The sequence below is a fragment of the Micromonospora sp. NPDC047740 genome, assembly GCF_043204735.1.
GTDB lineage: Bacteria > Actinomycetota > Actinomycetes > Mycobacteriales > Micromonosporaceae > Micromonospora.
Genome location: NZ_JBIDCT010000008.1, coordinates 96,233 through 108,909, shown reverse-complemented (window position 1 = coordinate 108,909; position 12,677 = coordinate 96,233). Strand labels below are relative to the sequence as shown.

The window sequence follows — 12,677 nt, the reverse complement described above, 5'->3', positions numbered from 1 at the left end:
GCTCAGGAGGCGGCCGGGGTGGCGCCGGTCGGCCCGTGCACCCGGGCCACCCAGGCGTCCGGGTCGCCCAGCTCGTCCAGCCGGGGCAGGGTCAGCGGCGAATCGAAGATCTTGTTGAAGCCGGCCATGCCGACCCGGTCGACCACGCCGTGCACGAACTTGCGGCCCTCGGCGTACTGGCGCATCTTGACCTCGATGCCGAGCAGCCGGCGGATGGCCTTCTCCAGCGGGTTGCCCGACTCCCGGCGCCGGTTGAACGCCGCGCGGATCGACTCCACGCTCGGGATGACCTGCGGGCCGACGCCGTCCATGACGAACTCGGCGTGCCCCTCCAGCAGGGTCATCAGCGCGGTGAGCCGGTCGAGCACGGCCCGCTGCGCCGGGGTCTGCACGATGTCCAGCACGCTCGCCCGGCTGTCCGGGTCCTTCACCGCGTCGGAGAGCGTGGCGATCCCCCGGCGCAGCCGTTCCAGCAGGTGTTCGCCCGCCTGCGCGGCGTCCACGAACGCCTGCACCTCGCTCAGGAAGTACGCGCGCATCCACGGCACGGCGGTGAACTGGGTCCGGTGGGTCACCTCGTGCAGGCAGACCCAGAGCCGGAAGTCCCGGGAGTCGGCCCCCAGCTTCCGCTCCACCTCGACGATGTTCGGCGCCACCAGCAGGAGCTGGCCGGGGTCGCCGGCGAAGACCTCGTACTGGCCGAGCACCCGGCCGGAGAGGTACGCCAGCACGGTCCCGGCCTGCACCCCGGTGAGCCGGGAGCCGATCGCCTCGGTCAGCGGCCCGGGGCGCTTGTCCCCGGAGAGGCGGTTCACCAGCGGGCTGATCACCTCGCGCAGCCCGGCGATGTTCGCGGCCGCCCAGTCCCGGCGGTCGACCACCCGTACGGGCGGGTGGGTGACCTGGGCCCGCAGGCCGGTGTAGTCGGCGACGTGCCCGGCCGCCTCCTCGGTCAGCCGTCGCAGCTCGCTGACCACGTCGGTGGCCTCGGCGTACGACACCCGGGGGCCCGACTTGCCCAGTGCCCCCGCGGTGGCGGCGGCCAGATCCCAGTCCACGAACTGCGCCATGAACCCACCGTACCCGCGCCGCGACACCCCGACCTGCGCTCGCGCCCGCCGATCGACGCCGGTCGCGCCGGTCAGCGGCAGCCGCAGCGGGCCAGCGCGGAGCTGATCCGGTCGAGGGCCTCCCGGGTCTCGTCGAGGCTGCCGGTGGTCCGGTCGGTGAGCACGGCGAAGGTGAGCAGCCGGTTGTCGGCGGTGGTGACCAGGCCGGCGATCGCGTTGACCCCGGTCAGCGTGCCGGTCTTGGCCCGGACCACGCCGGCCCCGGCCTTGGTCACCGACGCCTGGTAGCGGTCGCCGAGGGTGCCGGACCAGGCACCGACCGGCAGTCCGCCGAAGATCGCCGCCAGCTCGGGGTGGCTGCCGTTGCCGGCGAGGGTGATCAGGTCGGTGAGCAGCGACGGGCTGATCCGGTTGGTCCGGGACAGGCCGCTGCCGTCCGCCAGGCTGATCTCGTCGGCCGGCAGGCCCAGCTCGCCGATCACCTGGTCGGTGGCGGCCGCGCCCCCGACGAACGACGCCGGCTGGCCCTTGGCGAGGGCCACCTGCCGGGCCAGGTACTCGGCGATCACGTTGTCGCTGTCGCTGATCATGATGTCGACCAGCCGGACCAGCGGCAACGACTCGACCTTGCCCAGCTCGGCGCCGGGCGCAGGCGCCGCCCCGGCCGAGGCGCCGGGGGCGCTGCCCCGCTTGACCTCCGCGGCGGCGCCGGAGAGCCCGAGCAGCTTCGCGAACTGCCGGCCGGCGGTCAGGTCCGGCTGGGGCACCCGCTCGGCCGCGCCGTGGGTGTCGTCGAAGTTCTTCCGGGCCTCCTCCGGGTCCTTCCGGGCGGCGTCCGTCGTCAGCGCGCTGATCGCCGCGCCGAACCCGCCGGTGGGGATGTCGTCGTCCCAGCCGGGCTCGTACACCGGGCCGCTGAACAGCGACGAGTCGACCGTGACCTTCGTCGGAGCGGTGCCGCCGAGCGCCTTGCGGACCTGGGCGGCGAGGTCGTCCAACCGCGCCGCGTTCGGGTAGAAGCCGTTCTTGTCGACCGCGAGGGTCGGGTCGCCGCCGCCCACCAGGACCACCTCGCCGGGGGCCGCGCCGGCCACCGCGCGGGTGGCGATCCGGTACGCCGGCCCCCGGGCGACCAGCACCGCGACGGCCGTCGCCAGCTTGGTCACCGACGCGGGAACGGTGGGGGTGTCCTGGCCGCGACCGTAGAGCTGCTGGCCGGTGGTCACGTCGGCCACCGACAGGTTCACCCGGTCACCGAGCGCCGCGGCGCCGACCAGCGGTTCGAGCGCGGCGCGTACCCCGTCGGGGGTCGGCTGTGGTGCGTTGGCGTCGAGGCCGGCCAGCACGGCCGGCGGGTCGGGCTCGGGTGGCTGGGCGCTCGCCCGGGGCGCGCCGGCCTCGCCGCCCAGCCAGCCGGCGAGCGGGCCGGGGCGGACCACGACCAGCCCGACGGCGGCCAGGGCGATCACCAGCACGGCGGCCAGCACCGTCAGCAGCCGGACCCGGCTCCGGCGCGGGGGCGGGGGCGGAACCGGTGCGGCACCGTACGGCGGGGCGGGCGGGCTCACCGGCATCCCACCGGCCGGCGGGCTCACCGGCACCCCGCCGGGTGCGTCGTGCGTGGGCCAGTTCAGCGGGCCCGGGCCGTACTGCCCCGGGTCGGCCCGGCCCACCGGGTTGGCGCCGTACCCCTGCTGGTCGCGGCCGACGGAGGCGGACCCGGTCACCCGCCCGGGGGTACGCGGAAGATGCGCGTCGGGGACCGGTACCCGGCCGGTGGCGCCGCCGGACCCGGAACCGCCGAAGTTCCGCCCGTCAACCCCCTCGGGGCGGTAGTGTGAATCTTCCCTCCCCACGACCCCCTCCTCCCCCGCTCAAAAGCACCCTGGGTGACACTACTTCGGTCCGAACACTATGCGGCGGCCGGAGCCGGCGGGGGTCATTCAGCCTTCCCCGGGAGCGGCGCCACTGGTTTCCGTTAGCCAGCGTGGGCAAACGAGGGAGCGTGCGAGATGGATTTCGACGTCACGGTTGAGATCCCCAAGGGTCACCGGAACAAGTACGAGGTGGACCACGCGACCGGCCGGATCCGGCTGGACCGCACCCTCTTCACCTCCACGCAGTACCCGGCTGACTACGGCTTCATCGAGGGCACTCTGGGCGAGGACGGCGACCCGCTGGACGCGCTGGTGCTGGTCCCCGAGCCCACCTTCCCGGGCTGCCTGATCCGCTGCCGCACCATCGGCATGTTCCGTATGACGGACGAGAAGGGCGGCGACGACAAGGTCCTCTGCGTCCCCTACGAGGACCCGCGTCAGGAGCACCTGCGGGACATCCACCACCTGGGCGAGTTCGACCGGCTGGAGATCCAGCACTTCTTCGAGGTGTACAAGGACCTGGAGCCGGGCAAGTCGGTCGAGGGCGCGACCTGGGTGGGTCGTACCGAGGCCGAGGCCGAGATCCAGGCCTCGTACCAGCGCGCCAAGGAGGCCGCCGAGCGCGGCGAGCACCACTGATTTTCGACGTCGACGGGCCCGGGCCGCTCAGCCGAGCGACCCGGGCCCGCGCGTTGGCTCAGCCGAGCAGGCCGCGGGCCCGGTCGTAGAGGTCGAGCACTGCGCAGGCCACCGGCACCAGGGACACCACCAGCGCGGTGTCGGTCAGGTCGGCCAGCCGACCGAGGTACGGGGAGACCGGCCGCTGGGCGTACCGGGCGCCGGCCGCCACGGCGACCAGGGCCAGGGCGAGCCCGCCGACGGCCAGCGCGAGCCGGCCGGTCGGACCGGCGCGGTCGGCGAGCACCGCGCCGAGCAGGGCGTACCCGGCCAGCCCGGCGGCCACCGCGGGCACCCGGTGGCGGACCGCCACGAAGAGCCGGGAGCGCAGCAGCAGCACCGCGCAGCCGGCCGCCGCCAGCAGCCGCCCGGCCAGCCCGCCGGCGGTGGCGAGCACCACCGTGGCGGCGACCGCCAGCACGGCGTGCCCGAGCAGCATCCCGGTCAGCATCTCCTCGGTCCGGGCCACCGCCGCGTACACCCGCCCCTGATCCGGCAGGTCGCGGACCCCGTCGGGAGCGCCGGCCGGGGTGGTGACGGGCAGGGTGATCGGCGGCAGCGGCAGCTTGCCGAGCCGGATGGCCAGCAGGGGCAGCCCGCCGAGCGCGAAGACCAGCCCGCAGAACAGCACGGCGGCGGCGCCGGCCGGGTCGAGCAGGAACCCGCCGAGGGCGGCGAGCACGCCGCCCGCGCCGGTGGTCGCGCCGGCCACGACGACCCGGGACCGGCTGGCCACCCCGAGCAGGCCGAGCACCGACACCAGGAGCAGCGCCACCGAGCCGGCCAGCAGCTCGGGCGCGCCGACCCAGCGCAGCGGCCCGAACGGGCCGACCGGGTCGCCGGAGCCGACCGCGAGGGCACCGGCCGCGGCGGCGTACGGCAGGGCGTACCCACCCAGGGTCGCGCCGATTGGCGCATCGCCGTACGCCCGGGAGGCGGCGGTGGCGGCGAGCACGAGGAGCAGGGCCACCGCGGTGGCGACCGGCCAGCCGCTCCGGTGCTCGGGCCCGGCGGCGAGCACGGCGAGCAGCCCCACGGCGAGCGGCACGCCCGCCCCGGCCAGCGTGGCGGCCCGGGTGGCCGCGGGCGACCAGGCGGCACCCCGGCGGCGCGCTCCAACGGCGATCGCCTCGATCACGTCGTCGTACTCCAGCTCGGGCCACTCGGCGCGGGCCGGAACGAGGTGCAGCACCTCGCCGTCGCGGACGCCCTGGGGCAGCAACGCCTGCGCCGTGGCCAGCACCGCGCCGTCGGTGCGGCGCAGCACCCAGCCGCCGTGCCGCTCCCCGTCGTCGGCCAACCCTTCGCCGGCGTGCCGGAGCACCTCCGGCAGCAGCTCGGCCAGGGGGACCTGCTCCGGCAGGGCCACGTCCACCCGGCGCTGCGGAGCGCTGATGGTGACCCGGGCCAGCCCGCTTGTCATCGATATTTCTCCATGGTGAGCGGAAACGGCGGCTGACGGACGACAGGACTTTACCTACGATGAGCCAGGCTCAGGTTACCGAGAGCCATGGGAGGCTGTGTGTCCACTGTGGTCATCAAGCGACCGGCACGCCGTCCGGCGCCGGAGATACCGGCCGGCGAGCTGCCCGTCGAGGCACCGCCGGAGATCCCGGTGGCCACCGGCGGGCGCTGGCAGCAGGCGCTGATGGTGCTGCCCATGCTCGGCGGCACGGTGGCGATGGCGATGATGTTCGGCCGGGGCGGCGGGGCCTACTCGTACGTGGTGGGCGGCATGTTCGGGCTCTCCTCGCTGGCGATGCTGGTGACCTCCTGGGGCAGCGCCGGCCCGAGAAAGTCGGAGCTGATGGCCGCCCGCCGGGACTACCTGCGGCACCTGGCCACGCTGCGGCGCCGGGTCCGGGAGACCGCCGGGGCGCAGCGGGCCGGGCTCTACTACCGGCACCCCGACCCCGGCCGGCTCTGGTCGACAGTGGACAGCCATCGGGTCTGGGAGCGGCGGCCGGGCGACCCCGATTTCGCCGTGGTCCGGGTCGGGGTCGGACCGCAGACGTTGGCCACCCCGCTGGTCCCTCCGGTCACCCGGCCGCTGGAAGGAGCTGGAGCCGATGACGGCGGGGGCGCTGCGGCGCTTCCTCGACGCGTACGCGGTGGTGCCGGACCTGCCGGTGGCGCTGTCACTGCGCAGCTTCGCCCGGGTGTTCGTGCGTGGCCCGGACCTGCGACAACTCGACCCACGCAGGGCCGGCTCGCCGGCCGCGCAGGCGCTGGCCCGGGCCATGCTCACCCAGCTCGCCGTCTTCCACGCCCCGGACGAACTGCTGATCGCGGTCTGCGCCGGTCCCGAGCGGCGGGCGTGCTGGGAGTGGGTCAAGTGGCTGCCGCACGCCCACCACCCGACCCGCACCGACGCGCTCGGCCCGGTCCGGCTGGTCACCAGCTCCGCCGCCGAGCTGGAGCGGCTGCTCGACGAGGTGCTGGCCAGCCGCTCCCGGTTCAGCCCGGCCGGTCCGGCCACCGACGGCCCGCACGTGGTGGTGGTGCTCGACGGCGGCGACCTGACCGGGGCCACCGACCTCGCCGGGGACGGCGGCATTGACGCGGTCACCGTGCTCGACCTGGACACCCCGCCGCCCCGCCTGCTCGACCGGTACGCCCTCCTGCTCGACCTGGCCGACGGCCGGCTGCGTTCGCACTCCGCCGAGGGGCACGCCGAGGTCGGCACCGCGGACGGGCTGGCCCTCGCCGACGCCGAGGCCGTCGCCCGCCGGCTCGCCCCGCTGCGGCTTGCCGGCACGGTACGCGGACCCGACGCCCCGCCCGGCGCCGAGCCCGGCCTGCCCGAGCTGCTCGGCACCGGTGACCCGGAGAACTTCACGGCCGAGCAGGGCTGGGCCCCACGGGCCGCCCGGGACCGGCTGCGGGTGCCGATCGGGGTGGGCGCCGACGGCGGCGCGATCGAGCTGGACCTCAAGGAGTCCGCGCAGGACGGCATGGGCCCGCACGGTCTGCTCATCGGCGCGACCGGCTCCGGCAAGTCGGAGCTGCTCCGGACGCTGGTGCTGGGGCTGGCCGCCACGCACAGCTCGGAGCAGCTCAACTTCGTCCTGGTCGACTTCAAGGGCGGGGCCACCTTCGCGCCCTTCGAGCGGCTGCCGCACACCGCCGCGGTGATCACCAACCTGGCCGACGCGCTGCCCCTGGTCGACCGCATGGTCGACGCGATCAACGGTGAGCTGACGCGCCGACAGGAGTTGCTCCGCCGGGCCGGCAACTTCGCCAGCCTGCGCGACTACGAGCGGGCCCGGGCGGCCGGCAGCCCACTCGCCCCGCTGCCGTCGCTGCTGCTCATCTGCGACGAGTTCTCCGAACTGCTCTCGGCCAAGCCGGACTTCATCGGCCTCTTCGTCCAGATCGGCCGGGTCGGCCGGTCGCTCGGCGTACACCTGCTGCTGGCCTCGCAGCGGTTGGAGGAGGGACGGCTGCGCGGGCTGGACACGCACCTGTCGTACCGGATCGGGTTGCGGACCTTCTCGGCGCTGGAGTCCCGGACGGTGCTCGGGGTGCCGGACGCGCACGAGTTGCCCCGCTCCCCCGGGCACGGCTACCTGCGCTCGGGCACCGACCCGCTGGTCCGGTTCAAGGCCGCGTACGTCTCCGGCCCGGTGCGCCGCCGGTCCGACGCGGCGGGTAGGCCCGGTGCCGGACCGCCCCGGCTGCACGCCTTCTCCACCCATCCGGTGCCGTTGCCCGAACCGGCCGCCCCGGCCGCGCTCCCCGCCGCGGAGGAGCTGACCGAATCCCTGCTCGACCTGCTGGTCGGGCGGCTGGCCGGGCAGGGCCCGCCGGCGCACCAGGTGTGGCTGCCGCCGCTGGACGAGTCCCCCGCCCTGGACGAGCTGTTCGGTCCGGTGGGTCCCGACCCGGTTCGCGGGCTGGCCGTGGGCAACCCCGAGCTGCACGGCGCCCTCCAGGTGCCGGTGGCTGTGGTGGACAAACCGCTCGAGCAGCGGCGGGACCTGTACTGGCTGGCCCTGGACGGGGCGGCCGGGCACGTCGCGGTGGTCGGCACCACCCGCAGCGGCCGGTCCACCCTGCTGCGGACGCTGATCTGCGCGCTGGCGCTCACCCACACCCCGGCCGAGGCACAGGTCTACTGCCTGGACTTCGGCGGGGCGCTCGCCGCGCTGCGCGACCTGCCGCACGTGGGCGGGGTCAGCGGGCGCGCCGACGCCACCGCCGTACGCCGGACCGTGGGCGAGATCGCCGCCCTGCTGGCCGAGCGGGAGCGGCGCTTCGCCGAGGCGGGCGTGGAGTCGATGGCGGCCTGGCGCCGGCGGCGGGCGGCGACGCTGGCCGGCGGGCAGCCGGGCACCGACCCGTTCGGCGACGTCTTCCTGGTCGTGGACGGCTGGAACAGCCTGCGCAACGACTACGAGGACCTGGAACCGCTGGTCACCGAGTTGGCCACCCGGGGTCTGGCGTACGGGGTGCACGTGGTGGCCACCGCCCTGCGCTGGTCGGACTTCCGGCCGGCGATCCGGGACCTCTTCGGCTCGCGGCTGGAACTGCGCCTCGGCGACCCGGCCGACTCGGTGGTGGTGAAGCGACCTGTCGCCGCGACCGTGCCGGAGGAGCAGCCGGGACGCGGGATCACCCCGGGCGGCCTGCACTTCCTCGCCGCCCAGCCGCGCGTGGCTGGCCTGGGCGCGGAGACCACCGACCTGGTCAAGGCGGTTGCCGGGGCCTGGGCCGGGCCCGCCGCGCCCCGGGTCCGGCTGCTCCCGCCGGTGCTGCCGTACGCCGAGCTGGACCAGCAGGCGACCAGCGGGCTGGCCTTCCCGATCGGGGTGGCCGAGGCGGACCTGCGCCCGGTGGTGCTGGACTTCGCCACCGAGCCGAACTTCGTGGTCTTCGGCGACGCCGAGTGCGGCAAGTCGTCGTTCCTGCGCGCGCTGGCCACCTCGATCGTCAACCGGTTCACCCCGGAGCAGGCCCGGGTGATCCTGGTGGACTACCGGCGCAGCCTGATCGGCACGATCGAGACGGCGCACCTGATCGGGTACGGCACGGCCGCGCCGCACACCACCGAGCTGATCGAGTCGGCGGCCGGCTACCTGCAGGGGCGCCTCCCCGGGCCGGAGGTCACCCCGGCCGAGCTGCGCAGCCGGTCCTGGTGGGCCGGGCCCGAACTGTTCGTGCTGGTGGACGACTACGACCTGGTGGCCGGTGGCCCCAGCAACCGTTGCGCGCCCTGGAGGAGCACCTGCCGCACGCCCGGGACGTCGGCCTGCACCTGGTGCTGGCCCGCCGCTCCGGCGGTGCCGGCCGGACCTCGTACGAGCCGATCATCCAGCGGCTGCGGGAACTCTCCACCGCCGGTCTGGTGATGTCGGGCGCCCCGGAAGAGGGCCCGCTCGTCGATCAGGTGAAGGCCGGTCCGCTACCGCCCGGCCGGGGCCGCCTGGTCACCCGCCGGGAGGGCGTACGCCTGGTGCAGCTGGCCCACCTGCCGGCCGGGTGACGGTGTCCGTGACCGGCACCGTGGCGTACGGGAAAACCGGTAATCTCCGAGCAGCATGTTTCGGTGGCGATGAACGGCTGGGGAATGTGACCGGGGATCGGCAGTCAGCGAGGGCGGCCCGACGGCTCGTCGGGCGCGCGCTGCTCGGTGCGGCGGGCGCGCTCGCCACCGTGGCCGGCCCGCTGGCCCCGCCCGCGCACGCCGCCCCGGCCACCGCCGCCCCGGGGCCGGCCTGGCTGTCGCCGGCACCCAGCCGGGTGGACCAGGTCCGCGAGGAGCAGTGGCAGCTCGACGAGCTGCGGGCGAAGACCGCCTGGCGCGGCTCGACCGGACGCGGTGTGGTGGTCGCGGTCATCGACTCCGGAGTGGACGGTTCCCACCCGGACCTGGTCGGCCAGGTGCTCCCCGGCATCGACCTGGTCTCGCCGGACGGGGCCGACGGCCCGGATCCGGTGGGTCATGGCACCACGGTCGCCGGGCTGATCGCCGGACGCGCCGACGACGACCGGGGCGTGGTCGGCCTCGCGCCCGATGCCAAGATCCTCCCGGTCCGGGTGCTCGACGACGAGAACCGGTACGACGACGCGATGATCGTCGCCAAGGGGGTGCGCTGGGCGGTCGACAACGGCGCCCGCGTGATCAACCTGTCCCTCGGCGGCAGCAGCGACAGCCCCGCCCTGGCCGCCGCCCTCGACTACGCCTTCGCCCGCGACGTCGTGGTGGTCGCCTGCACCGGCAACCTGGCCACCTCGAACAGCCCCAAGGTCTGGTACCCGGCCCGGGAGCCGGGCGTGATCGCCGTGGCCGGCCTGGAACGCAACACCAAGAACCTGTGGTCCGGCTCGATCACCGGCCACGAGACGGTGGTCACCGCGCCCGCGACCGCGCTCTACGGAGCCCGCCCCGACAGCGGCTACTGGCGGGTGCAGGGCACCAGCTTCGCTTCCCCGCTGGTCGCGGCGACCGCCGCCCTGATCCGCGCCCGGTACCCGCAGATGTCCGCCGGGGACGTCGTCAACCGGATCATCAGGACCGCGCGGGACCTGGGCCCGACCGGCCGCGACGACCGGTTCGGCTACGGCATGGTGGACCCGGTGGCCGCGCTGACCACCGACGTGCCGTCGGTGGGGCGCAACCCGCTCGACGACAACGACTCTCCCGGGGTGGTGGGCTTCGGCCCGGCACCCGGCACCGGGCCGGACACCCGGGCCGCCGCCGGGCAGGGCGCCAATCCGTTCGGCTTCGCCGCGCCGAAGAAGCAGCCCCCGTGGGCGGCCCACCCGGCCGGCCAGACCGACGACCCGGCGCCGGAACGGCTCTGGACCGGGCTCGCCCTGTTCGTCGCCCTGGTCACCGGTGCCGCGCTGGTGGTCCGCCGGTTCCGCCAGTCGCGCCGCTGACCCGGGCCGCGGTCTGGCCGGGAACTGCCGTGGGTAGTGGTCAGCACATGAACGCGTCGACTGCGGGCGGCCAGCGGTCCTGGCGGACCCGCCGATTGGACCCGGACGATTCGCTGGGGCTGCGGCTCACCCTGGCCGCCGCCGCGGCGTTCCTGGTGCTGGTGCCGTTCGCCCTGCTGGCGCTCCTGGTGCTGGCCGCCTGGCCGCCCCTGTTCCGGCTGGACGTCACGGTCACCGACGCGCTGCACCGGTACGCCCTCCACCACCCGGCATGGGTGCGGCTGATGAGTGTCTGGACGGACGTCTTCGCGCCCAACCCGCTGCGCGCCGCCACGGCGGTCGTGGTGGCCTGGCTGCTGCTCCGCCGGGCCCGGCGGCTGGCCCTCTGGGTGGTCACCACGATGACCGTCGGCGGCCTGCTCGGCGCCCTGCTCAAGGTGCTGGTCGGCCGGCAGCGGCCGGACCTGCTCGACCCGGTGGCCCGGGCGGCCGGGTTCGCCTTCCCTTCCGGGCACGCGTTGAACGCGACCCTGGCCGCCGGGGTGCTGCTGCTGGTCTTCCTGCCGTTCACCCGGGGCCGGCGGCTGCTGCGCTGGGCGCTCTGGACCGCGGCGGTGCTGATCACCGTGGTGACCGGCCTCAGCCGGATCGCGCTCGGGGTGCACTGGACCAGCGACGTGGTGGGCGGGTGGCTGCTCGGCGTGGCGGTGCTCGCCGCCACCACGGCCGCGTTCAGCACATGGCGGGCCCGGACCGGTCACCACCGGGCGCGGACCGTCCGGGAGGGCGTCGAGCCGGAACTCGCCGATCCCCGGCGGAACGGCACGCAACTGTAGGTCGATCCGACCGCGCCGGACGTGGGGCTGCCGGCGCCGGTCGGGCGGTCTGCCGCCGCCGGTCGGCTCAGGTGCAGTCGCCGGTGCCGACCGCCCGGGTACGCTCCGCGCCGGCCAGCGCCACCGACCGGGCCTCGGCGGCGGTCACCGCGAAGCCGGTGTTCGGGTCGTCGGCCGCCGCCGCGAAGATCACCCCGAGCACCAGCCCGTTCGAGGAGACCAGCGGTCCGCCCGAGTTGCCGCTGCGCACCAGCGCCCGGATCGTGTAGATCTCCCGGGTCACGTCCCCCGAGGAGTAGATGTCCGGCCCGGTGATCCGGTCGACGTCCCGGATCCGGGCCGGGCGGGCGTCGTACGGGCCGTCGAGGGGGAAGCCCAGCACGATGGCGTCCGCCCCACTGCCGGCCGACCCGGCGGCGAAGCGCAGCGACGGACCGGGCAGCCCCGGCACGTGCAGCACGGCCAGGTCCCGGGCCGGGTCGTAGACGACCACCTCGCCGTCGTACCGCTCGCCGCGCAGCTCCACGGCCACCGAGCGGGTGCCCGCCACCACGTGCGCGTTGGTCATCACCCGGTCGTCCGCGTACACGAAGCCGGAGCCCTCGATGCGGCGGGCGCAGCTCGGCGCGGAGCCCAGCACCTTCACCACCGACCGCTGGCTGTTCGCCACCACCTCGGAGCCGGCCAGCGCCGGGTCCGGCGGGGCGACCTGGCGGGCGCGGGTCGGTGCCAGGTCACCGAAGACGTCCGGGAAGCCATTGGTGTCGACCGTGTCGCGCAGCGCCGTGGAGAGCTGCTGCGCCTTGTCGGGCAGGACCCGGTCGACCACGGTGAGCAGAGCGCTGTTGCGGACCGAGGAGGCAAGCCAGGGCAGCGACGAGGAGCCCAGCGGCACCGCCACCAGCCAGGCCACCAGCATGACCGCGAAGACCGAGATGAGGGCCCCGCCGATGTCGTCGATCTTCCGCCCGGCGCGGCCGGTGATCGCGGCCCGCAGGTTGGCGCCGAGCCAGCCGGCGAGCGCCTGGCCGATCACGGCGAGCCCGAAGATCGCCACGAGGGAGATCAGCACCCGGGCGCCGCTGTCGGTGAACTGCCGGGCCGCCAGCGGGCCGACCTGGAGCCCCAGCAGCGCACCGAGGAAGAAGCCGGAGAAGGACAGCGCCCCGATGACGAAGCCCTGGCGGTATCCGCTGATCGCGAACACGAGCATGAGCAGAAGCAGGACCAGATCCACGGCCGACACCCGTCAAGGGTACGGGCAGCCGGCCCGCCGGGGGCTCAGCGCTCGCGGAACGTGACCGTCCGGTCGGTGGAGGTCACCGCGACGG

General features: G+C 75.3%; 7 protein-coding genes and 1 pseudogene. 4 read left to right on the top strand and 4 right to left on the bottom strand.

Features of this window, described 5'->3' with window-relative positions; genetic code table 11:
* Positions 1-2: 2 nt before the first annotated feature.
* A complete protein-coding gene (locus tag ACGF4F_RS16600) occupies positions 3-1,070 on the bottom strand; it encodes a zinc-dependent metalloprotease (RefSeq protein WP_357439501.1) in 1,068 nt (355 codons plus the stop codon).
* 71 nt (positions 1,071-1,141) lie between these two features.
* Positions 1,142-2,926: a D-alanyl-D-alanine carboxypeptidase/D-alanyl-D-alanine-endopeptidase gene (dacB, locus tag ACGF4F_RS16595; RefSeq protein WP_393078089.1), complete on the bottom strand. Its 1,785-nt coding sequence runs from the start codon at positions 2,924-2,926 to the stop codon at positions 1,142-1,144.
* Positions 2,927-3,082: 156 nt separating this feature from the next.
* Between dacB and ACGF4F_RS16590 the strand changes: the two genes are divergently transcribed.
* Complete coding sequence (locus tag ACGF4F_RS16590; protein WP_357439498.1) at positions 3,083-3,586, top strand: inorganic diphosphatase; 504 nt, start codon at positions 3,083-3,085, stop codon at positions 3,584-3,586.
* Positions 3,587-3,644: 58 nt separating this feature from the next.
* Here the strand turns inward: ACGF4F_RS16590 and eccD are convergent, their stop codons facing one another.
* Positions 3,645-5,048, bottom strand: a complete 1,404-nt coding sequence (eccD, locus tag ACGF4F_RS16585) for a type VII secretion integral membrane protein EccD (protein WP_393078086.1) — start codon at positions 5,046-5,048, stop codon at positions 3,645-3,647.
* 99 nt (positions 5,049-5,147) lie between these two features.
* Between eccD and eccCa the strand changes: the two are divergent.
* The 3 genes and pseudogenes from eccCa to ACGF4F_RS16570 all read left to right on the top strand — a co-directional run bounded on the left by eccCa (position 5,148) and on the right by ACGF4F_RS16570 (position 11,346).
* A pseudogene (gene eccCa / locus ACGF4F_RS16580) lies at positions 5,148-9,110 on the top strand (type VII secretion protein EccCa).
* An 86-nt stretch (positions 9,111-9,196) separates the two neighbouring features.
* A complete protein-coding gene (gene mycP / locus ACGF4F_RS16575) occupies positions 9,197-10,510 on the top strand; it encodes a type VII secretion-associated serine protease mycosin (RefSeq protein WP_393078083.1) in 1,314 nt (437 codons plus the stop codon).
* A 47-nt stretch (positions 10,511-10,557) separates the two neighbouring features.
* Positions 10,558-11,346, top strand: a complete 789-nt coding sequence (locus ACGF4F_RS16570; RefSeq protein WP_393078080.1) for a phosphatase PAP2 family protein — start codon at positions 10,558-10,560, stop codon at positions 11,344-11,346.
* Positions 11,347-11,413: 67 nt separating this feature from the next.
* Here the strand turns inward: ACGF4F_RS16570 and ACGF4F_RS16565 are convergent, their stop codons facing one another.
* A complete protein-coding gene (locus ACGF4F_RS16565; RefSeq protein ID WP_357439488.1) occupies positions 11,414-12,592 on the bottom strand; it encodes a MarP family serine protease in 1,179 nt (392 codons plus the stop codon).
* Positions 12,593-12,677 lie beyond the last annotated feature (85 nt).